The 22,897-nt window shown below is 68.9% G+C and carries 15 protein-coding genes and 1 pseudogene; 11 read left to right on the forward strand and 5 right to left on the reverse strand.

The window, feature by feature from the left end; translation table 11 throughout:
* Positions 1 to 104: 104 nt before the first annotated feature.
* Positions 105 to 1,439, reverse strand: a complete 1,335-nt coding sequence (locus SD455_RS14115; protein WP_445508488.1) for a cytochrome P450 — start codon at positions 1,437 to 1,439, stop codon at positions 105 to 107.
* A 183-nt stretch (positions 1,440 to 1,622) separates the two neighbouring features.
* Between SD455_RS14115 and coaE the strand changes: the two genes are divergently transcribed.
* The 3 genes and pseudogenes from coaE to SD455_RS14130 form a co-directional block, all read left to right on the forward strand.
* Entirely contained in the window at positions 1,623 to 2,180 is a 558-nt protein-coding gene (coaE, locus tag SD455_RS14120; protein ID WP_237090015.1) for a dephospho-CoA kinase, read from the forward strand.
* A 167-nt stretch (positions 2,181 to 2,347) separates the two neighbouring features.
* Complete coding sequence (gene uvrB / locus SD455_RS14125; protein WP_070160143.1) at positions 2,348 to 4,504, forward strand: excinuclease ABC subunit UvrB; 2,157 nt, start codon at positions 2,348 to 2,350, stop codon at positions 4,502 to 4,504.
* A 238-nt stretch (positions 4,505 to 4,742) separates the two neighbouring features.
* Positions 4,743 to 5,717, forward strand: a pseudogene (locus tag SD455_RS14130) (TerC/Alx family metal homeostasis membrane protein); the annotation flags it as partial.
* Between the two features lie 74 nt (positions 5,718 to 5,791).
* On the opposite strand, the gene SD455_RS14135 reads toward SD455_RS14130, so the two are convergent.
* From SD455_RS14135 to SD455_RS14150, 4 genes are all read right to left on the reverse strand, one after another.
* On the reverse strand, positions 5,792 to 7,189 hold the full coding sequence (locus tag SD455_RS14135) for an alpha/beta fold hydrolase (protein WP_070160142.1): 1,398 nt from the start codon (positions 7,187 to 7,189) through the stop codon (positions 5,792 to 5,794).
* A 200-nt stretch (positions 7,190 to 7,389) separates the two neighbouring features.
* Positions 7,390 to 9,978 (reverse strand): DEAD/DEAH box helicase, encoded by a 2,589-nt coding sequence (locus tag SD455_RS14140; RefSeq protein ID WP_445508498.1) that lies wholly within the window; start codon positions 9,976 to 9,978, stop codon positions 7,390 to 7,392.
* Positions 9,979 to 9,986: 8 nt separating this feature from the next.
* Complete coding sequence (locus SD455_RS14145) at positions 9,987 to 10,649, reverse strand: MBL fold metallo-hydrolase (RefSeq protein ID WP_085437397.1); 663 nt, start codon at positions 10,647 to 10,649, stop codon at positions 9,987 to 9,989.
* 10 nt (positions 10,650 to 10,659) lie between these two features.
* Positions 10,660 to 11,529, reverse strand: a complete 870-nt coding sequence (locus SD455_RS14150) for an HAD hydrolase-like protein (protein WP_445508489.1) — start codon at positions 11,527 to 11,529, stop codon at positions 10,660 to 10,662.
* A 193-nt stretch (positions 11,530 to 11,722) separates the two neighbouring features.
* Here SD455_RS14150 and uvrA point away from each other — a divergent pair, with 193 nt between their 5' ends.
* The 8 genes from uvrA (at position 11,723) to gap (ending at position 22,812) form a co-directional block, all read left to right on the forward strand.
* Positions 11,723 to 14,623 carry an excinuclease ABC subunit UvrA gene (gene uvrA / locus SD455_RS14155; RefSeq protein ID WP_445508499.1) on the forward strand — a complete coding sequence of 967 codons (2,901 nt, stop codon included), beginning with the start codon at positions 11,723 to 11,725 and terminating at the stop codon, positions 14,621 to 14,623.
* A gap of 230 nt (positions 14,624 to 14,853) precedes the next feature.
* Positions 14,854 to 15,543: a lysophospholipid acyltransferase family protein gene (locus tag SD455_RS14160; RefSeq protein WP_311024435.1), complete on the forward strand. Its 690-nt coding sequence runs from the start codon at positions 14,854 to 14,856 to the stop codon at positions 15,541 to 15,543.
* On the forward strand, positions 15,536 to 17,557 hold the full coding sequence (gene uvrC, locus SD455_RS14165) for an excinuclease ABC subunit UvrC (protein WP_344685463.1): 2,022 nt from the start codon (positions 15,536 to 15,538) through the stop codon (positions 17,555 to 17,557). Before SD455_RS14160 ends, uvrC begins: the two co-directional genes overlap by 8 nt.
* 42 nt (positions 17,558 to 17,599) lie before the next feature.
* Positions 17,600 to 18,493, forward strand: coding sequence for an RNase adapter RapZ (gene rapZ, locus SD455_RS14170; protein ID WP_070158767.1), 894 nt, complete (start codon positions 17,600 to 17,602; stop codon positions 18,491 to 18,493).
* Between the two features lie 2 nt (positions 18,494 to 18,495).
* Complete coding sequence (locus SD455_RS14175) at positions 18,496 to 19,560, forward strand: gluconeogenesis factor YvcK family protein (protein WP_311024117.1); 1,065 nt, start codon at positions 18,496 to 18,498, stop codon at positions 19,558 to 19,560.
* A gap of 140 nt (positions 19,561 to 19,700) precedes the next feature.
* Complete coding sequence (gene whiA / locus SD455_RS14180) at positions 19,701 to 20,681, forward strand: DNA-binding protein WhiA (RefSeq protein WP_311024119.1); 981 nt, start codon at positions 19,701 to 19,703, stop codon at positions 20,679 to 20,681.
* Positions 20,682 to 20,866: 185 nt separating this feature from the next.
* Positions 20,867 to 21,490 carry a superoxide dismutase gene (locus SD455_RS14185; protein ID WP_311024121.1) on the forward strand — a complete coding sequence of 208 codons (624 nt, stop codon included), beginning with the start codon at positions 20,867 to 20,869 and terminating at the stop codon, positions 21,488 to 21,490.
* A gap of 314 nt (positions 21,491 to 21,804) precedes the next feature.
* Positions 21,805 to 22,812: a type I glyceraldehyde-3-phosphate dehydrogenase gene (gene gap, locus SD455_RS14190; RefSeq protein ID WP_070158770.1), complete on the forward strand. Its 1,008-nt coding sequence runs from the start codon at positions 21,805 to 21,807 to the stop codon at positions 22,810 to 22,812.
* The last annotated feature ends 85 nt before the right edge of the window (positions 22,813 to 22,897 follow it).

Consider the following 22,897-nt stretch of genomic DNA (forward strand, 5'->3'; position numbering starts at 1 on the left):
CTCTGAGCGGGGCCCCGGGGTGGGGCGGGGGGGGCGGCCCGGCCGGCCGGGCCGCGGCTGCGCAACATCACCAACGTCCCCCTGGACCTCGCCGCCTGTTCCCCTCACCGGGGCCGGAGGCGCAGCGGAGCCCCGTCCCGGGGGACGTTGGTGATGTTGCGCAGCCGCGTCCCGGCCGGCCGGTCCGCCACCGGATCCACACGGCGGAGCACCTCTCTGAGGACCTCCACGCCCTCCATCTGGGCGAAGGCCGCCCCGAGGCATCGGCGGACGCCGCCTCCGAACGGGATCCAAGCCCCCGGGTCGTGAGTTCCGTCGAGGAACCGCTCGGGGGCGAAGTCCTCCGGGTCCGGCACGAGCTGCGGATCCATCTGGGTGAGCATGATGGCCGGGGCCACGGTGACCCCGGCAGGGATCCTCCAGCCGCCGATGTGCTGCTCGGTGCGCAGGGTGCGTGCCACGAAGTCGATGATGGGGTGCCGCCGGATCGCTTCCTTCAGGCAGGCCTCCAGGTAGTCGTCGTCTCCGACGTCGGCGGCATGCCCCGCCCTGCGCCGCACCTCGTCATGGCGGCCGAGCTCATGCAGGGTCCAAGCCAGCGCCGAGGCCGTGGTCTCGTACCCGGCCAGCACCAGGGTGATCAGCTGGTCGCGCAGCTGGGCGTCGTCCAGCCCGGCGTCGATCAGCATCGACAGCACGTCATCCCCCGAACTGCCGGCTCCCGAACCGCCGACTCCCGATCCGGCGTCGGGTCGGGATCCGTCCTCGGGTCGGGCTCCCGAGGGAGCCGCGGTCCGGCGGGCGGCCAGCTCCTCCGCGATGATCTCGTCGAGCTGCCGCAGGTTCCTGCGCTCGGCGCGCCACGGAGGAATCCCGCGCAGTCGGGGATACAGCCAGCCCAAGGCGACCACCGGCCCCACCTCCACGAGCCGCAGCACCCGCGGCCGAAGACGTTCGAGACGGTCGGCCGAGGTCACGCCGAACACGACGTGGAGCATGATGTCCAAGGTCACCGCGCTCATCCGGTCCAGGGCGTCGATCCGGTCTCCGGGCCGCCAGCCGGAGACCTCCGCGGCGACCAGGCGTCGGACCGTCTCTCGGTGACCCTGGACCGCACGGGGTGAGAACGCGGGCATCAGCGCTCGGCGCAGGGCCCGGTGATCCTGGCCGTCGGTGAGCATGACCGACTGATCACCCATGGCGGCACGCAGCACCTCATTGCCCCCGGCTCCGCTGAACTCCCAGGAGTCGCCGGCGAAGATCTGACGGATGTCCTCAGGGTCCGAGAACAGCACGACGGTCTGCGGACCCGGCAGCAGCCGGAGCGTGAAGGTGGAGCCATAGCGGGCACGCAGCCGAGGGAAGGCACGCATCCTTCCGCCGTAGGTCATCAGGGTCTGGGCCGTGGCCGGCAGGCGAGGACCGGGTGGAAGCGTCATGGGCGGATTCTTGCATAGACTCGTCCCATGACCCGACCTTCCTCCGCCCGCCGGCCCGGCCCCGGCGGCGACCCGGATGTGGAGTCACCTGCGCCCTCGACTCCGGCCCCCGGGCCCGGTGGCACCGTGCTGGTGGGCCTGACCGGAGGGATCGCCTCCGGGAAGTCGGCGGTCGCTCAGAGGATGGCCGCCCGGGGCGCCGTCGTGATCGACGCCGACGTCCTCTCCCGCTACGCGCTGCAGCCCGGGGGTGAGGGCCTGGCGGAGGTCGCCGAGGCCTTCGGAGAGTCCGTGCTGACCGCCGAGGGAGCGCTGGATCGGGCCGCGCTGGGCGCGATCGTCTTCTCCGACCCCGAGGCGCGTCGGCGGCTCAACAGCATCGTCCATCCCCGGGTGCGTCAGCAGGCTCGGGCGCTGCGCGAGCAGGCTCCGCCCGGCAGCGTGGTGGTGGAGGACATCCCCCTGCTCGTCGAGACCGGGCAGGCCGACCGCTTCGACCTCGTCGTGGTGGTCCAGGCCCCGGAGGAGGAGAGGGTCCGCCGCATCGTCGAGGATCGGGACGGCACCGAGGCGGACGCCCGAGCGCGGATCGAGGCGCAGGCCACTGATGCGCAGCGCGCGGAGGTCGCCGACGTCGTGCTGGACAACTCCGGGAGTCTGGAGGATCTGGAGGCTCGGGTGGACGAGCTGATGGACCGGCTGTCCCGCTCCGACCGCGGAGGTCTCATCGGCCGAGCCTGAACGGGCGTCGCGGGGCAGGGCGCCCGGACAGTCCGGGATGGGCGGTCCGGATCAGCTGTGCGGGATCGACGGTCCCGGATCGAAGACATCTTCGAGCGTGAGGCGGTAGGCTGTCCTGGGGGCCGGAACCTGGCCCGCGAGACCCATGGACGGGAGGCGAGTGGACGATGTCTCTGGCGCCGAAGATCAGCCGCACAGTGGCTCCCTTCGAAGTGGTCAGCCCCTATCAGCCCTCCGGCGACCAGCCGAAGGCGATCGAGGAGCTGGCCGAACGCATCGAAGGCGGCGAGAAGGACGTCGTGCTCATGGGCGCCACGGGCACCGGCAAGTCGGCGACCGCCGCCTGGCTCGTGGAGCGGGTGCAGCGCCCGACGCTCATCATGGTGCAGAACAAGACGCTCGCCGCCCAGCTGGCCAACGAGTTCCGCGAACTGTTGCCGCACAACGCCGTCGAGTACTTCGTCTCCTACTACGACTACTACCAGCCCGAGGCCTACGTTCCGCAGACGGACACCTTCATCGAGAAGGACTCATCCATCAATGAGGAGGTCGAGCGGCTCCGGCACTCCGCCACCAATGCGCTGCTGACCCGCCGGGACGTCGTCGTCGTGGCTACGGTCTCGTGCATCTATGGTCTGGGCACTCCGGAGGAGTACATCGCCCAGATGGTGCCGGTGCGGCGTGGGGACACGCTGGACCGCGATGATCTGTTGCGCCGATTCGTGGGGATGCAGTACGTGCGCAACGACACCGACTTCCACCGAGGGACCTTCCGGGTGCGCGGGGACACGGTGGAGATCATCCCCATGTACGAGGAGCTCGCGGTGCGCATCGAGTTCTTCGGCGACGAGATCGAGGCGATCCACACCCTCCATCCGCTCACGGGCACCGTGGTGCGTGAGGAGGAGGAGATGTACATCTTCCCCGCCAGCCATTACGTGGCCGGCGACGACCGCATGGCGAAGGCCATCACCGCCATCGAGGACGAGCTGCGCGAGCGGCTGGCCGAGCTGGAGTCCCAGGACAGGCTGCTGGAGGCCCAGCGGCTGCGCATGCGCACGACCTACGACCTCGAGATGATGCAGCAGATGGGTTTCTGCAACGGCATCGAGAACTACTCGCGGCACATCGACGGCCGGCCTCCGGGATCCGCTCCGCACTGTCTGCTGGACTACTTCCCGGACGACTTCCTGCTGATCGTCGACGAATCCCATGTCACGATCCCGCAGATCGGCGGCATGTACGAAGGGGACATGTCCCGGAAGCGCACACTCGTGGAGCACGGGTTCCGTCTGCCGTCGGCGATGGACAACCGGCCGCTGACATGGGACGAGTTTTTGGAGCGGATCGGGCAGACCGTCTACCTCTCGGCGACTCCGGGCCCCTACGAGCTCGGCATCTCCGACGGCGTGGTCGAACAGATCATCCGCCCCACGGGACTCATCGATCCCGAGGTGGTGGTGAAGCCGACGAAGGGCCAGATCGACGACCTGCTCGGCGAGATCCGCCAGAGGACGGCGCGCGACGAACGGGTGCTGGTCACCACGCTGACCAAACGCATGGCCGAGGACCTGACGGAGTATCTGCTGGACCACGGGATCAAGGTCGAATACCTCCATTCCGACGTGGACACCCTCAAGCGTGTGGAGATCCTCCGCGACCTGCGCAGGGGCGTCCACGACGTCGTCGTGGGGATCAACCTGCTGCGGGAGGGTCTGGACCTGCCGGAGGTCTCCCTGGTGTCGATCCTGGACGCGGACAAGGAAGGCTTCCTGCGCTCCACCCGTTCGCTGATCCAGACGATCGGCCGCGCCGCCCGCAACGTCTCCGGACAGGTGCACATGTACGCCGACCGGATCACCGACTCCATGCGTCAGGCCATCGACGAGACCGAACGGCGTCGGCAGATCCAGAAGGCCTACAACGACGAGCACGGCATCGACCCCAAGCCGCTGCAGAAGAAGATCGCCGACATCACCGACCAGCTGGCCCGCGAGGACGCCGACACGGCGGACCTGCTGCAGGGCATGGGCGGGCTGGCCACCGGCTTCGAGTACGGCAAGGGCCATCGCGGCTACACCGGCTTCGAGGGCTCCGCCTCGGGTGCGGCCGCACAGGATGCCGGGTCCCCGGAGGCGGCTTCGGCGGGAAGCATCGCGTCGACGACGCCGGCGGCCGACCTGGCGGACCTCATCGAGCAGATGACCGGGCAGATGCACCACGCCGCCGAAGAGCTGAACTTCGAGCTGGCCGCCCGGCTCCGGGACGAGATCGGGGACCTGAAGAAGGAGCTGCGCCAGATGCAGCAGGCCGGACACGACTGAGCACGGCCAGGGATCCGGTTCCTGGCTCCTTCAGGGCCCGCCCGCGCCTGCGGGTGTATGCTGATCTCTGCGTGAGGGAGTATCCGTCAGCGGTGTGCACGTCAGCACGCGGGTCGTCGTCGACCTGCCGGGCACAGCGGTCGGGAGCCGGCAGATCCATCAGGATCGCGCAGGCGTCCGGGGGAGAGACTCGCGAGGACCACCCACATCCTCGTGACTGTCGAAAGGACCCTCTCCTGTGGAGATCACACCCCTGGTCTGGGGACTCACCATCCTGCTCATCGTCGGCCTGCTGGCCTTCGACTTCGTCTTCCACGTGCGCCAGGCGCACATCCCTAGCATCCGGGAGGCCGCGGTCTGGTCGGCCCTCTACATCGGCGCTGCCCTGGCCTTCGGACTCGTGTTCCTCGCCATGGGCGACCCTGCCCTGGCCACCGAGTACTACGCAGGCTATGTCACCGAGAAGGCGCTCTCGGTGGACAACCTGTTCGTCTTCCTGGTGATCATCGCCAGCTTCAACGTCCCCCGGGAGGACCAGCAGAAGGTCCTGCTGTTCGGCATCGTCTTCGCCCTGATCGCCCGCACCGCCTTCATCCTGGTCGGGGCCGGCCTCATCCATGCCTTCTCCGACGTGTTCTACCTCTTCGGCCTCATCCTGCTGGTCACCGCCGTCCAGCTGCTGAAGAAGGGCGCCGCGGGAGAGGACGCGGCCGAGGAGGCGGACAACATCATCATTCGTCTGGCCCGGCGTTTCCTGCACACCACCGACCACTACGACGGCGACCGGCTCGTCACGCGGGTGGACGGGAAACGGATGCTCACGCCGATGCTGCTGGTCATGGTGGCCATCGGCGGCACCGACATCCTCTTCGCCGTGGACTCGATCCCGGCGATCTACGGGCTGACCCAGGAGCCGTACATCGTGTTCGCGGCCACGGCGTTCTCGCTGATGGGGCTGCGGCAGCTGTACTTCCTGATCGACGGGCTGCTGGACCGGCTGGTCCACCTGTCCTACGGTCTGGCGGTGATCCTCGGCTTCATCGGGGTCAAGCTGGTGCTCCACGCCCTGCATGAGAACAACCTGCCGTTCATCAACGGCGGCGAGAACGTTCCCGTGCCGGAGATCTCCACGGGGCTCTCGCTCATCGTGATCGTCGCGGTGCTGGCCGTCACCGTGATCAGCTCGCTGCTCACCTCGGCAGCCCGCGCGCGGCGCGAGGACGAGGAGCACGCCGCGCAGAGCTCATGAGGGAGGCGTCTCCTGAGCGGAGCTGCCCGACGATCGTCTCATGTGGAGTACCGCGCTGACGGCGCCTGAGCCTCCTCCGCGGCGTCAGCCCGGCCGTCCCGGGCGCCTGCTGAGGCGTCAGTGCGGTGCAGCAGCTCCCGCAGGATCCTCGCTCCATCGTCGTGCAGACCGTCGTGGTGGAACTCATCGGTCTCCCACACGCTGAGCCCGCGGACCCGGGAGGCGGTCTCCAGGGAGAGCTCGCGGGCCACATAGACGTCGTCGGTGTAGACGGCGGCCGCCGTGGGGACCTCGTTCCGTGCCAGCTGATCCAGGTCGTAGAGAGGCTCCCAGTCGTCGACGTCGGCCAGTCGGTCTGCGGCCTCCGCCAGGGGTGCCAGCGCGGGGTCCAGCGCCAGGTGGTGGCGCAGGATCATCTCTCCGGTGAGCATCGGGGAGGTCCCGGTCGGGCAGAACTCGGGGTGGTCTTCGAGCACGCGCTCAGCCGCCCAGCCGGTGTCGCCGCGGCCGTCCGTCATCTCGGCGGGCTGACCGTAGATCGATTCGTGCATCACCGCATACATGGGGGCCGCTGCGAAGGAGATCTGCTGGTGGACTGCGTGCAGGAACGTGTCGGACAGCGCGTCGGTCCCCGGCGCGACGAAGGCCTCCTCGAGCAGGTAGTGCAGAGAGTCGGCCCGCGTGTTCCCACCCAGCAGCATGCCCACCGACTGCAGACGGGGGACCGTCAGCGGGGAGCCGTCCGGAAGGAGCACCTCGTGGCGGTGGAGGTGATCGACGATCTCGTCCAGCCTGTCGCGGTCCTCGGGGAACCGGGCGAAGTGCTCCCGGTTCCGGGCCGCCATCTTCGCGTAGGTGGCTTGGTACACCCGGTCGGCGTGGCCCGTCAGAGGAGGAAGGCCGCCCGTGATGAGTGCCCTGTCCAGTGAGTCGGGGAAGAGGGACAGATAGGTCAGGGTGCAGAACCCGCCGAAGCTCTGCCCCAGCACGCTCCAGCTCTGCAGGCCCAGGTGCCGACGGAAGGCCTCGGCGTCGTGGACGATGGCGTCAGCCCGGAAGCGTCGCAGATAGGCGGCCTGCTCCGCTGCGCGGCCCCTGCGGAGCACCGAATGGCGGGTCAGCGGGGTGGACAGGCCGGTGCCTCGCTGGTCCAGCATCAGGATGCGGAAGCGGCTGCCGGCCTCCTGCATCCACGCCGGGGTCCGCGCCGGACGGGTGCCCTTGCCGCCGGGCCCGCCCTGCAGAAACAGCAGCCAGGGCATCCGGGCCACGTGGTCCTCACCACGGGCGGCGGCCTCCGGCGTGACGAACTCACGGGCGAACAGGTCGAGGCCTTCACCGTCGGGGGCCGCGTGGTCCAGGGGGACCCGCAGCCGGTGCTCCGTCAGGCGGGTGCCGTCGAGGAGGGTGCGGACAGGGGAAGACGTCAAGGTCATGCTGTCTCTCTCTGCTGGCCGGTCCCGCTCTGTCGGCTGGCCGGGCGTGCGTCGTCGTGGGGCTCCTCAGCGGTGCTCTGCCGCTGAGGTGGGACGATGGGAGCTGACTCGGGCGAGGTGGTCAGCTCCCACCGCGGATCAAGTGTGGCACACGGCACAGCCGGAGGTCATCCCGCCGGACTGGTGGGCTGCGACGACGGTCAGGCTGCCGGCTCGTGGTGGACCTCGCCGACGTGATCGACCAGCACCACCGGGGCGCCGACCTCGTCGGAGGAGGCCAGATCGATCCAGGCGTGGATCGCCCAGTCGTGATTGCCGTCGGCGTCGTCGAGGACCTGCACCGCCCGCCAGAAGCCCGGGCGGCCCTCCGGCGACTCATCGATGCGGATGAGCGCCGGGCCGCGGGAGGAAGCATCGGTGAACACATCGTCGTAGACGTCGAAGAACGTGTCCATGGCCTTCCCCCACCGTTCGGCGTCCCACCCGGAGTCCCCGTCGAGCTGCTCGAGCTGCTGCTCCTTCTCCTGGGCGAAGAGCTCGGCCCGCAGGAACATCGCGTTGCGCACCATCACGCGGAAGGCCCGCACATTGTGGGTCACGCCCTCCGGTTCTGCCGGCGCCTCGGCACTGAGCTCGAGATCCTCCGCCGTGGAGTCCTCGGCCCCGGAGGCCAGCCGCTCCCACTCCTCGAGCAGCGAGTTGTCGGTCTGGCGGATCATCTCGCCGAGCCACTCGACCAGATCCTCCAGCGTCTCGGTCACCTTCTGCTGCGGCACGGTCTGGCGCAGCGCCTTGTAGGCGTCGGTGAGATACCGCAGCAGCACTCCCTCCGAGCGGGTGAGCTGATAGTGGTTGACCATGTCGACGAAGCCGAAGGCCCGCTCGACCATGTCCCGTACGACAGCCTTGGGCGACAGCTCATGGTCGCCCACCCAGGGCGCCGAGGTCCGATACACCTCGAACTGCTGGGTCAGCAGCTCGCCCAGCGGCTGGGGATGGGTCATCTCATCGAGGATGCGCATCCGTTCCACATAGTCCACACCCTCGGCCTTCAGCTCACCGATCTTCTCGGACTTGAGCTTCTTCACCTGGGCGCCGGTCACCTGATACGGAGTCTCCAGGATCGCCTCGATCACGGAGATGACGTCCAGGGCGTAGGTCTCCGACTCCGGGTCCAGGAGCTCCAGCGCGGCGACGGCGAAGGGGGCCAGCGGCTGGTTCAGCGCGAAGTCGTCCTGCAGGTCGAGCGTCAGGTCCACTGTGCGCCCGTCCTCGTCGGGAGCCTCCAGTCGCTCCAGCACGCCAGCGGTGAGCAGCTCCCGCAGGATCTGCAGCGCCCGCCGCTGGAGGATCGCCTGCCGGGCCGGGGTCTCGTCGGAGCCGCGGATGAGCCGACGCATGGCCAGGATCGGGTCCTCAGGGCGTTGCAGGAGCTGCAGCACCATCGCATAGCTGATCTGCATGCGTGAGACCATCGGCTCCGGCGTCGCCTCCACGAGTCGGTCGAAGGACTTCTCCGACCAGGAGACGAAGCCGTCGGGCGGCTTCTTCTTCCCCGTGGAGCGGACCGCCTGGGCGACCTTCTTCTCGTCGTCCCCGTGCTTGGCCCGCGCCTTGCGCAGCGCCTGCTCGTTCTCGATGACATGCTCGGGGGCCTGCACGACCACCCGGCCCTCGGTGTCGAAGCCGGCGCGCCCCGCCCGTCCGGCGATCTGGTGGAACTCACGGGCGTTGAGCTGGCGCGTCCGCTCGCCGTCGTACTTGCTCAGGGCGGTGAGCACTACGGTGCGGATGGGCACGTTGATGCCGACGCCGAGGGTGTCGGTGCCGCAGATGACCTTCAGCAGCCCGTCCTGGGCGAGCTGCTCCACGAGGCGCCGGTACTTGGGGAGCATCCCGGCATGGTGGACGCCGATGCCGGACCGCAGCAGCCGATTGAGCACCTTGCCGTACCCCTTGGCGAAGCGGAAGGTCTCCAGACGCTGCCGGATGCGCTCCCGGTCCTCCTTGCCGGCCACGTTCAGCGAGGCGAGCCCGGCGGCACGTTCCGCGGCCTCGCGCTGGGAGAAGTGCACCACGTAGACCGGCGCCTGTCCGTCGGCGACGAGGTCCTCGAGCTTGTGCTGCAGCGGCGTGGTGGAGTACTCGAAGTGCAGCGGCACCGGACGCTGGACCGAGGAGACGGTGACGACGTCTCGGCCGGTCCGCTCGGCGATGCGGCGCTCGAAGCGGCTGGTGTCGCCGAGGGTGGCGGACATCAGCAGGAACTGGGCCTGGGGAAGCTCCAGCAGGGGCACCTGCCAGGCCCATCCGCGCTGGGGGTCCGCATAGAAGTGGAACTCGTCCATGATGACGGGCCCGACGTCGGCCTCCGTGCCGTCGCGCAGAGCTTCGTTGGCCAGGATCTCCGCCGTGCAGCAGATGATCGGGGCGTGGGCGTTGACCGCCGAGTCTCCGGTCACCATCCCGACGTTCTCCGCGCCGAAGATCTCCACGAGCGCGAAGAACTTCTCGGAGACGAGCGCCTTGATCGGAGCGGTGTAGACGCTGCGTTCGCCGCGGCACAGGGCGAAGAAGTGGGCGGCCGTGGCCACCAGGGACTTCCCGGAGCCGGTCGGGGTGGCCATGATGACGTGCCGCCGGTCCGCGAGCTCCAGGACAGCGTCCTCCTGGGCGGGGTAGAGGGTGATCCCACGCTGGGCGGTCCATCCGGTGAAGGCCTCGACGAGGCTCTCGGGGTCGGGGATGCCGTCCGCAGCGGGGACAGGACGCAGGGAGTCGAGTCGCAGGGCCGCCACTACCAGCCGCGCTCCCGCCACGCGGCGAGCTCGGGCCGTTCCGCGCCCAGCGTCGTGGGGTCGCCATGTCCGGGGTGGATGACGGTGTCGTCCGGGAAGGCCGCGAAGAGCCGCGCCTCGACGTCGTCGATCAGCGTGCGGAAGTCCTCTGCGCTCCAGGTCTTTCCGACGCCGCCGGGGAACAGCGAGTCTCCGGTGAAGATGTGGGTGGGGCCGTCTTCGACGGGGTACACGAAGGCCACCGAACCAGGGGTGTGGCCGCGCAGCTGGATGACGTCCAGCGCGATGCCGTCATACTGCACCAGGTCGCCGTGGTCGACCCGACGGTCGATCCGCACGCCTTCGGCCTCCTCGATCGCACCGGCGTCGTCCTGTCCCGCGACCGTCTCCACGTCGGCGGCGAGCTCGGGCAGCGCGCGGATGTGGTCCCAGTGACGATGCGTGGTGAGCACGGCGCGCAGCTGCGGCGCGCAGGGGGTGTCGACGGCGGCTTCGGCCAGCATCGCGCGGATCGCCGGGACGTCGTCGGCGGCGTCGATGAGCACCTGGACCCCGGACTTCTTCGCGGTGAGCAGGTAGACGTTGTTGCTCATCTCGGAGACCGCGACGCGGCGGACGGTGATCGCCGGAAGGTCATGGATCAGAGAGCTGTCGGTGGCCATGGGTGACAGTCTATGGTCTGCTGTCGATCAGACGCCATGGCGATGCCGAGCCCTCGGCCGGATCCTCGGCTGCGCTGTGGGTCGAGTCCTGAGTCAGGCTGGGGGCCGGCCTCGCTGCGCTGTCCCCGAGCGGCACATCAAGAAGGTGCTCGAGTGCATCTCGGAGCCCCTGCGCGTCGTCGACCACGACGTCGGCGCCGGCCTGTTCGAGCTCCCCGGCCGGGGCGCTGCCCCACCGCACGCCGACACAGGGGATCCCATGGGCCTGGGCGCCCTCGACGTCGAAGATCCGATCCCCGACCATCGCCGCTCGGGGCCGAGAGGGGCCGCCGCTCGGATCGCGGTCCGAGGCGCGGGCCACGTCCCTCAGCGCGGCCGCGAGGATCGGCGCCTTGCCGGCATGGGGCACGGTCTCGTCCGGATCCGAGCCTGCGACGACGTCGACGGCGCCCGCCAGGCCCTGGACCTCGAGCAGTCGCTCCGCCAGCGGCTGCGGCTTCGAGGTGGCCACCGCCAGGGCGACGCCTGCCTTCCGCAGGTCGGCCAGGAGCTGCCGGAGTCCGGGGTAGACCTTGGAGGCCGCCATGCCGTGGGCGAGGTAGCCGGCTCGATAGTGCGCCACGAGGCCCGGCAGCATCTCGGTGGTCACGCCCGGCAGGGACAGCAGGCTGGCGGCGAGCGGCGGGCCGACCATGCCCTCCAGCGTGGGCTGGTCGGGCACGTCGATCCCGTGCGCGGCCAGGGCCGCGGCGATGCCGCCGGTGATCGAACCGGCGGGGTCCACGAGGGTGCCGTCAAGGTCGAAGAGGACGAGGGGAGCGCCGTCGTCTGCGGAGGGCTCGTCGTCCTGCAGGGCGGGGGAGGTGGGGCGGGTCGTCACGCCTCCATCCTGCCATCCGGGTCCGTGCGGCCGGCGAACGGCCCGGGTGATCGAATATTTGTTCGATCGAAGGTGCGGGCATACACTGGTGCGCGTGTCTGAGCCAGTTGCCGCGATCGACGGCGCCGTGATCGAATCCGTCGACGACTACTACAGCCGGGGTGCGCGCCGGAAGTCCGGCGCCAACGGCACCGTGGGTCGCGCCGAGGCGGACCGCATCGTCGTCCAGGGGGCCCGGGAGCACAACCTGCACGACGTGGCCGTGGAGCTTCCGCGCAACGCCTTCATCGTCTTCACCGGCCTCTCCGGCTCGGGGAAGTCCTCCTTGGCGTTCGACACCATCTTCGCCGAGGGGCAGCGGCGGTACGTCGAGTCGCTCTCGGCGTACGCGCGCATGTTCCTCGGGCGGGTGGACAAGCCCGACGTCGACTTCATCGAGGGGCTGTCGCCGGCGGTCTCCATCGATCAGAAGTCGACCTCGCGGAACCCGCGGTCGACGGTCGGAACCGTCACCGAGATCCATGACTATCTGCGTCTGCTCTGGGCCCGCATCGGCGTTCCGCACTGCCCCGTGTGTGGAGAGCGGATCGAGCGGCAGACCCCTCAGCAGATCGTGGACCAGATCCTGGACCTGCCGGTGGGAGCCCGCTTCCAGGTCCTGGCGCCGGTCGTGCGCGGGCGCAAGGGCGAGTTCAAGGACCTCTTCCGAGACCTGGCCGGACAGGGCTTCGCCCGGGCCGTGGTGGACGGCGAGCAGATCCAGCTCAACGACCCACCGGTGCTCGAGAAGCAGATCAAGCACCACATCGACGTGGTCATCGACCGCCTGGTCATCCGGGAGGGCATGCGCCAGCGGCTCACCGATTCGATCGAGACTGCTCTGCGTCTGGCAGAAGGACGAGTGGTGATCGACCTGGTCGACCTGGCGGAGGACGGCTCGCCGGAGAACCCCGAGAAGGTGCCGGACGGCCTCGAAGGCCCCAAGCTGCGCAGCTTCTCCGAGAACCTGGCCTGCCCCAATGAGCATCCGCTGTCGATCGATGAGATCGAGCCGCGTTCCTTCTCCTTCAACTCGCCCTTCGGCGCCTGCCAGACCTGCTCGGGCATCGGCTCTCGGCTCGAGGTGGACGAGGAGCTGGTCATTCCGGACGACACGCTCTCCCTGGCCGACGGAGCGATCGCCCCCTGGAACCGGGGGAAGGCCTCCAGTGAGTACTGGCTGCGGCTCATCCGCGCGCTGGCCGAAGACCTCGACTTCTCCCTGGACGTCCCCTGGCGAGAGCTTCCCAAGAAGGCCCGGAAGGCGTTGCTGCACGGGCGGAACCACAAGGTGGTCGTCCAGTATCGGAATCGCTTCGGCCGAGAGCGGAAGTACTCCACTGGTTTCGAAGGCGTGCTCTCCTACATCCATCGCAAGTACGAGGAGACGGAGTCGGACAACGCCCGGGACCATTACGAGCAGTACATGCGTCAGGTGCCGTGTCCGGACTGCGACGGGCAGCGCCTGAACCCCGCCTCACTGTCCGTCCTGATCGAAGGTCGGTCCATCGCCGAGGTCTCCCGCAGCCCGCTGGACGAGATCGTGGCGTTCTTCTCGGGTCTGAGCCTCTCCGCCAGAGATGCGACCATCGCCGAGCAGGTGCTCAAGGAGATCCTGGCGCGGCTGAACTTCCTGCTGGACGTGGGCCTGGGATACCTGAACCTGGAGCGGGCGGCCGGCACGCTCTCCGGCGGCGAGGCGCAGCGCATCCGGCTGGCCACGCAGATCGGCTCCGGGCTGGTGGGTGTGCTCTATGTGCTCGACGAGCCCTCGATCGGTCTGCACCAGCGCGACAACACCCGACTCATCCAGACGCTCACGCGTCTCAGGGACCTGGGCAACACCCTGATCGTCGTGGAGCATGACGAGGACACCATCGGCGAGGCCGACTGGGTCGTCGACATCGGTCCGGGAGCCGGAGAGCGCGGCGGACGGATCGTGCACTCCGGATCCGTGGAGGGCCTCAAGGCCAATGAGGAGTCCATCACCGGCGACTATCTGGCCGGTCGGCGCGCGATCGCCGTGCCGCCGTCGCGGCGCCCCGTGGACCCCCAGCGCAGCCTGCGCATCGTCTACGCCCATGAGAACAACCTCGCCGACGTCAGCGTGGACATCCCGCTGGGCGTCTTCCTGGCCGTCACCGGAGTCTCGGGCTCCGGGAAGTCCACCCTGATCAACGAGATCCTCTACAAGTCGCTGGCCAACAGGCTCAACAACGCCCGGCAGGTGCCGGGGCGGCACCGTCGCATCGACGGAGTGGACCATCTCGACAAGGTCATCCACGTCGACCAGAGCCCCATCGGCCGCACCCCGCGGTCCAACCCGGCCACCTACACCGGCGTCTTCGACCACATCCGGAAGCTGTTCGCCGAGACGCAGGAGTCCAAGACCCGCGGATACCAGCCGGGACGGTTCTCCTTCAACATCAAGGGGGGCCGCTGCGAGGCCTGCTCCGGCGACGGCACCCTGAAGATCGAGATGAACTTCCTGCCGGACGTCTACGTGCCGTGTGAGGTCTGCCAAGGGGCGCGGTACAACCGCGAGACGCTCGAGGTGCACTACAAGGGGAAGAACATCGCCGAGGTCCTCGACATGCCGATCGAGGAGGCCGCAGAGTTCTTCTCCGCGTTCGCGCCCATCGCCCGGCACCTCACCACGCTGGTGGACGTGGGCCTCGGGTACGTGCGCCTGGGTCAGGCCGCGACCACGCTCTCCGGCGGTGAGGCCCAGCGAGTGAAGCTCGCCTCGGAGCTCCAGAAGAGGTCCAAGGGCCGCAGCATCTACGTCCTGGACGAGCCCACCACTGGCCTGCACTTCGAGGACATCCGCAAGCTGCTCGGCGTCCTGCAGAGCCTGGTGGACAAGGGCAACACCGTGGTGACCATCGAGCACAACCTGGACGTCATCAAGTCTGCCGACTGGATCATCGACCTCGGGCCAGAAGGGGGCACAGGCGGCGGAAGGATCGTCGCGGAGGGGACTCCCGAGGCCGTCGCCGCGCAGGCGGACCACACCGGTTCGCACACGGGTCGCTTCCTGGGGCATCTGCTCTGATCGACCCCGTCCTGCGGGCGGACGGCGCCCGGGCGACGCCCGGGCGGAGGGTGGCGGCGGCACAGCAGCCGCTCCCGCCCGGTGACCTGCGCGCAGGGCCGAGGCGGTGGCCGTGACGGGCCTCGCACCGGGTACACTGAACCGCGGCCCAGCACAGACGGCGCCCTGCGCCCGGCGACTCGAAGGATCAGCACGTGAGCACAGACCCCACCGCGCCCGCCCCGAAGCGCGTGGTCACCCACGATGCGATCCGCAAGGCGTTCTCCGCCTACGTGAAGCTTACCTGTCGCCCCACGATCACCGGGCTGGAGAAGGTCCCTGCCGAGGGGGGCTTCGTCGTCGCCAGCAATCACCTGTCGTTCCTGGACTCGGTGCTGATCCAGGCGATCTTCCCGCGGCCCGTGAGCTTCTTCGCCAAGGCTGAGTACTTCACGCAGCCCGGGATCAAGGGACGGGCCATGAAGATCTTCTTCGAGTCGGTCGGGTCCGTGCCGGTGGAGCGGCAGAAGAAGTCGGCGAGCGTGGAGGCGCTGCACCAGCTGGGAGACATCGCCGCCTCGGGCCACGGCGTCGGGATCTACCCGGAGGGCACCCGCAGCCGGGACGGGCGACTCTACCGCGGCAAGAACGGAGTGGGCTGGCTCGCGCTGGCCACCGGACTGCCGGTGGTGCCGGTGGGACTGAAGGGGACCGAGAACCTCCAGGCGCCGGACTCCAACCGCGTGCGTTCGGCGGCGTTCGAGATGCATGTGGGCGACCCGCTGCACTTCGAGCACATCGGCCAGCGCCATCCGCTGCCGGTGCGTCGGGAGGCGACGGCACGCGTCATGGATGCCATCGCCGCGCTGACCGGGCAGGAGCGCGTCGACACGTACAACAGCCCGCCGGCGGACAGGGACGACGCCGACGCCGATGGCTGATCCCGCCTCCTACCGACCCCGGCCGGGAGAGATCCCGACCTCGCCGGGCGTCTACCGCTTCATCGACCCGCACGGTCGGGTGATCTACGTCGGCAAGGCCAAGAACCTGCGGGCCCGCCTCAACTCCTACTTCGCCCGCCCTGAGGGGCTTCACCCCAAGACCTACGCCATGGTGCACACCGCCTCCCAGGTCGAGTGGACGGTGGTCGGTTCCGAGCTGGAGGCGATCCAGCTGGAGTACACCTGGATCAAGCAGCACACGCCGCGCTTCAACATCATGTATCGGGACGACAAGTCCTACCCGTACCTCGCCGTCACCATGAACGAGAAGTTCCCCCGCGTGCAGGTCATGCGGGGCGACCGGCGCCCCGGCGTCAAGTACTTCGGGCCCTTCCACCCGGCCAAGGCGATCCGCGAGACCGTGGACACCATGCTGCGCGTCTTTCCGGTGCGCAGCTGCTCCGCCGGGGTCTTCCGTCGTGCCGAGGCGTCGGGCCGCCCCTGCCTGCTGGGCTACATCGACAAATGCTCCGCTCCCTGCGTGGGACGGATCAGTCCGGAGGACCACCGCCGGCTCGCCGAGGAGTTCTGCGAGGTCATGGCCGGGCGTCCCGGCCCGCACATGCGCCGCATCGAGACCGAGATGAAGGAAGCCGTCGCGGAGCTCCGCTACGAGGACGCCGCCCGGCATCGGGACGATCTCGAGGCTCTGCGACGGGTCTTCGAACGCAATGCGGTCGTGCTGTCAGAGGAGACCGAGGCGGACATCTTCGCCTTCGCGGAGGACGAGCTTGAGGCGGCCGTGCAGGTCTTCCATGTGCGGCAGGGACGGATCCGCGGGCAGCGCGGGTGGGTCGTGGAGAAGGTCGAGGAGACTGACGCCGCCGGCCTGGTGGAGCAGCTCCTGCTGCAGGTCTACGGGTCCATGGAGGACGCCGAGCGGATCCCGCGGGAGGTGCTCGTCCCGGAGCTGCCCGAGGATGCGGAGCAGCTCGGCGCCTGGCTGCGGCAGCGTCGCGGAGCCGCCGTCGACCTGCGCGTGCCGCGGCGTGGTGACAAGGCCGCTCTGCTCGGCACGGTCCGAGAGAACGCGCAGCAGGCTCTGATGCTGCACAAGGCCCGGCGCTCCTCGGACCTGACCACACGGTCCCAGGCGCTGCGCGAGCTGCAGGAGGCTCTGGACGCCCCTGACGCGCTGCTGCGCATCGAGTGCTTCGACATCTCGCACACGTCGGGGACCAATGTGGTGGCGTCGATGGTGGTGATGGAGGACGGCCTGCCGAAGAAGAAGGACTATCGCCGGTTCTCCGTCCGGGGGGACGCCGCCCGGGACGACACCAGCGCGATGCGGGACGTCATCACCCGGCGGTTCTCGCGCTACCTGGACGACCAGATGCGGCTCGACGCACCGGGCGGGGAGCCCGCCGTCGTCGCGGACGACGGCACGGCGACTCCTGACGCGTCGGACGTGCCCGACGCTTCTGCGGGATCCGGGCCGGTGGAGGACACGACGGTGGATCGTGAGGGGAGCCGCTTCGCCTATCCGCCGAGCCTCGTGGTCGTCGACGGCGGCCAGCCTCAGGTCGCCGCGGCCCGTGAGGCCCTCGATGCCCTGGGGATCACCGAGCTTCCGGTCATCGGTCTGGCCAAGCGGCTCGAGGAGGTGTGGCTGCCCGACGACGACTTCCCTCTGGTGCTGCCGCGCTCCTCGCAGGCGCTGTACATGCTCCAACGCATCCGTGATGAGGCCCACCGCTTCGCCATCTCCTACCACCGCAGCAAGCGGTCCCGAGAGATGACCGCATCCGCGCTGGATGAGGTGCCTGGGCTGGGGCCTGCGCGCCGGAGGGCGGTCGTGGAGCATTTCGGCTCGGTGGCACGGATCCGACAGGCCGGCGTGGAGCAGATCGCGGAGGTGCCCGGCATCGGGGAGGCCACCGCCCGACGCATCCTGGAGCACCTGGCCGACGAGGATCAGCACGGATCCGGCGCTCCAGGTCAGGCCGGGGCCTGAAGCGATTGTTGAGGGTGCCGCCGGGGACGTAGGCTTCCTCCTATGAGCGATGGACTGATTCCGGTGAAGCCTCCCGAGAACGAGCTGCTGATCGTGACCGGCATGTCGGGCGCCGGCCGCACCACCGCGGCCCATGCGCTCGAGGACCTCGGCTGGTACGTGGTGGAGGGGCTCCCCGCGGAGCTCATCGGGACGATGATGGATCTCATCGCGAGGAACCCCGGATCCGTGGAGAAGCTCGCGGTGGTCATCGACGTCCGGTCCCGCGGCCCGTTCAGCGACATGATGGACGCCCTCGGGCAGGTCCGTGCGGCGGGTCTGACCTACCGGATGCTGTTCCTCGACGCCTCGGACGAGCTCCTGGTCCGGCGCTTCGAACAGGCGCGCCGCCCGCATCCGCTCCAGGGGTCCGGACGGATCCTCGACGGCATCGTCGCCGAGCGGGACATGCTCAAGGAGGTCAAGGCCGGAGCCGAGGTCGTGGTCGACACCACGGAGCTCAACGTCCACGGGCTGGCCCGGGAGATCACCGAGATCTTCACCGACGACGGCCCGATCCAGCTGCGGCTGAACGTGATGAGCTTCGGCTTCAAATATGGTGTGCCGGCCGATGCGAACTTCATCGCAGACGTCAGGTTCGTACCCAACCCGCACTGGGTGCCGGAGCTGCGGCCGCTCACCGGACTCGACGAGCCGGTCCGCGAGTACGTGCTCGTCGACGAAGGTGCCGGCGAATTCGTCGACCGGTACGTGGAGGCGCTCAAACCCGTGCTGGAGGGGTACCGGCGGGAGAACAAGCACTATGCGACGCTCGCCGTGGGCTGCACCGGGGGCAAGCACCGGTCGGTGGCCATCTCCGAGGAGCTGGCCCGTCGGCTGGCCCAGGTCCCCAATGTCACGGTGAACACCGTGCACCGTGACCTGGGGCGTGAATGAGCATGGCCTCCTCCTTTCCGGCCCCCCAGTCGACCGGGCCGGTGCCGATCGTCCCCTCCACGGCCGAGTCCCGGGGCACCCATCCCTCGGGCCGCCGGTCGTTCCGTGTCTCGGCGCTGGGCGGCGGGCACGGTCTCTCCGCCACACTGGCCGCGCTGCGGATCATCGCGGCCGAGCACCTGACGGCCGTCGTCACGGTCGCCGACGACGGCGGCTCTTCGGGGCGCATCCGACAGGACATGGACGTGCTGCCCCCGGGAGATCTGCGCATGGCGCTTGCGGCGCTGTGCGATGACACCGAGTGGGGGCGCACATGGGCGCAGGTCATGCAGCATCGCTTCCGCTCCCGGGACGGTGTCACCGGCAGCCTCGATGACCACGCCATGGGCAATCTGCTGATCGTCGCGCTCTGGGAGCTCATCGGTGATCCCGTCGACGGTCTGCGCTGGGCCGGGGCGCTGCTGGGCGCGCGGGGGCAGGTGCTGCCGATGTCGCGTGAGCCACTGACGATGTCCGGCCTGGTGCATCGCCCCGCCGCTGACGGGCAGGAGCCGTCAGCGCCGATGCGCGTCTCCTCCCAGGTGGAGTTGGCCCGGGCGGGTCAGCTGGGCCGGCTCACCGATGTGCGGATCCATCCCGAGGAGGCGCAGGCGTGCAGCGAGGCGGTCACGGCGATCGAACTCTCGGACTGGGTCGTGTTCGGCCCGGGGTCCTGGTACACCTCGGTGCTGCCGCATCTGCTGCTCGAGGATCTGCGAGCGGCCCTGTGCGAGACCGAGGCGAAGCGGTGTATCGTGATGAACCTCACAGCTGACACCGATGAGACCGTCGGGATGACGCCGGCGGATCACCTCGAGGTGCTGATCGACCATGCCCCTGAGCTCCACGTGGACCGGATCATCGCCGACCCGGACTCCGTGCGCACGGACGACCGTGCCGCCTTCGAGCAGGCGGCGGCGCGGCTCGGGGCGCGCGTGGGCTATCACCGGGTGCGCAAGGAGGATGATCCTGAGGTCCATGACCCGCTCCGGCTGGCGATCGCCTTCGACGAGGTCTTCGGCTCCTGACGGGCGAGGGCGCGGGTCGCCTTGGGGGTCGGGGGAGTCGCGCGGATCACACCCTCGACGCCGTGCCCAGAACCATCCAGTAGCATGTCGGAGCCCGATGCCGTGCTCACCGCGACAGAAACCACCGGAGGAACGTTCATATGGCGCTGACCGAATCGGTCAAGGAAGAGCTCTCTCGCCAGGAGGTCTCCACATCCTCTGAGCGCAAGGCCGAGGTCTCGGCCATGCTGCGGTTCGCCGGCGGACTGCACATCATCTCGGGGCGCATCGTCATCGAGGCGGAACTGGACCATGCGGCGACCGCGCGCCGCCTGCGTGCCGCGATCGCCGAGGTCTACGGACACTCCAGTGAGATCATCGTGGTCTCCGGGTCGGGCCTGAAGAAGGGCAGCCGCTACGTGGTCCGGGTGGTCCGCGAAGGCGAGGCCCTGGCGCGACAGACAGGCCTGCTCGACGCCCGGGGTCGCCCGGTCCGAGGGCTTCCTTCAGTCATCGTCAACGGGTCGGTGGCTGATGCGGTCGCGGTCTGGAGGGGCGCGTTCCTGGCTCACGGATCGCTCACCGAGCCGGGGCGTTCATCCTCGCTCGAGGTCACCTGCCCCGGACCGGAGGCCGCGCTGGCGCTCGTGGGCGCCGCGCGTCGCCTGGGACTCACGGCGAAGGCCCGCGAGGTGCGTTCCGTGGATCGCGTGGTGATCCGGGACGGCGACTCGATCGCCCAGCTGCTGACCCGCATGGGCGCCCATCAGGCCCTGCTGGTGTGGGAGGAGCGACGCATGCGCAAGGAGGTGCGGGCCACGGCGAACCGGCTGGCGAACTTCGACGACGCCAACCTCCGGCGGTCGGCGCAGGCCGCCGTCGCCGCGGGAGCCCGGGTGCAGCGGGCGCTGGAGATCCTCGGCGACGAGGCTCCCGAGCACCTGAAATATGCCGGTGAGCTGCGCCTGCAGCACAAGCAGGCCTCCCTGGATGAGCTGGGTCGGCTCGCGGAGCCGCCCATGACCAAGGACGCCATCGCCGGACGCATCCGTCGTCTGCTGGCGATGGCCGACAAGCGGGCGCAGGAGCTGGATGTGCCAGGCACCGAGGCCAACGTCACTCCTGACATGCTGGAGACCTGAGGGGCGTGGCCCCGCGATAATTAGGAATGCCTAAATCTTTCTCTCGTGAGGAAGTTTCCTCCCGTGGTGAACATCGGCTGTCATAGTCGGTAACCCCTTATGCGTTCTGGGTCGGAGTCATAGGATTGAGGGCGAGCGGGGCTCGACGCCCCGGCCCGATGAATCCCTGCTGCAAGGAGCACCGCATGGCTGAGTACACGCTTCCTGAACTCGACTACGACTACGCCGCGCTGGAGCCGCACATCTCCGCGCGCATCATGGAGCTGCACCACTCCAAGCACCACGCGACCTACGTCAAGGGCGCCAACACCGCGCTGGAGAAGCTCGCTGAGGCCCGGGAGAACGGCGACTACGGCACGACGCCGAAGCTGCTGAAGGACCTGCAGTTCAACCTCGGCGGGCACACCAACCACTCGATCTTCTGGAAGAACCTCTCTCCGGAGGGGCAGGAGCGTCCGGAGGGTGAGCTGGCCGCCGCGATCGACGAGTACTTCGGCTCCTTCGAGAAGTTCCAGGAGCAGTTCACGCAGGCCGCGCTCACCATCCAGGGCTCCGGGTGGGCGATCCTGGCCTTCGAGCCGATCGGCGGCAACCTGGTGATCGAGCAGTTCTACGACCAGCAGAACGGCGTCCCCGTGGCGACCGTCCCGCTGCTGATGCTGGACATGTGGGAGCACGCCTTCTACCTCGACTACCAGAATGTGAAGCCGGACTACGTCAAGGCGTTCTGGAACATCATCAACTGGGAGGACGTGGCGCGCCGTCTCGAGGCCGCACGCTCCGGCGCGGCTTCGCTGATCACTCCGTGACTCAGTGCCGGGATGCTCGCCCGGCGCCCCTGTCCTGAGGTCCACATGTCGGACTCATGCCGATCGGCTCACACACGATGCGCCGACATGTGACAGAATATGAGCTGATAATTCAAGACTGCGTTCTACGGACAACCTGAGAACAACGATGTTGTTGGGGGTCAGTGGCACTGGGTGAAGACCCGGGCCGCTGATCCCCAACGTGTTTCTCGGGGCCGTTCCGCCGCCCTCGGCCGCGCGGGACGACAGCACGCAGGATCCGCACCTCATCGGTCCGCCGACCCGGCGGACGGAGAAGTCAAGGAAGGGAACCCATGGCGACGAAGATCGCGATCAACGGTTTTGGACGAATCGGCCGCAACGTGCTGCGTGTGATCGAGGACCAGGGCCATGACCTGGAGCTCGTGGCGATCAATGACCTCACCGAGCCCGGCCAGCTGGTCAATCTGACCAAGTATGACTCCGTCCTCGGCCGTTTCCCCCAGGACGTCTCTCTCGACGGCGATCACCTCGTCGTCGGTGACCGTCGGATCCGTCTTCTCTCGGACCGCGACCCGGCCAACCTGCCGTGGGGCGAACTGGGCGTCGACGTCGTCCTGGAGTGCACCGGGTTCTTCACCACCAAGGAGACCGCCGGCAAGCACATCGAGGCCGGCGCCAAGAAGGTCATCGTCTCCGCCCCGGCCAAGGGCGTCGACGCGACCCTGGTCGTGGGCATCAACGAGGACACCTTCGACGCCGCGAACCACACCGTGGTCTCGAACGCCTCCTGCACCACCAACTGCCTGGCCCCGCTGGTGAAGGTCCTCAACGACGAGTTCGGCATCGTCGAGGGCCTGATGACCACGGTCCACGCCTACACCGGTGACCAGCGCCTGCACGACGCCCCGCACAGCGACCCGCGCCGGGCCCGGGCGGCCGGCGTCAACATGGTTCCCACCTCGACGGGCGCCGCCGCCGCCATCGGCGCGGTCATCCCCGAGGTCGACGGCAAGCTCGACGGCTACGCCGTGCGTGTCCCGGTGATCACCGGATCCGGCACCGACCTCACCGTCACCGTCGAGAAGGACGGCGTGACCCCCGAGGACGTCAACGCGGCCTTCAAGAAGGCCGCCGAGGGCGAGCTGGCCGGCATCCTGGCCTACAACGAGGACCCGATCGTCTCCTCGGACATCGTCGGAGACTCGCACTCCTCGATCTTCGACGCCCCGCTCACCAAGGTCATCGGCCACACGGTGAAGGTGTTCTCCTGGTACGACAACGAGTACGGCTACAGCTCGCGCCTGGCCCAGCTGACCGTGCATGTCGGCTCGAAGCTCTGACACGCCCGCTGCCGCAGCTGACGACTCAGTGACCGAGGCCCCGCCTGCCCGACCGCCTGCGCGGACGTGGTCGGCGGGGCCTCGG

It is taken from the genome of Nesterenkonia sp. K-15-9-6 (assembly GCF_052656005.1).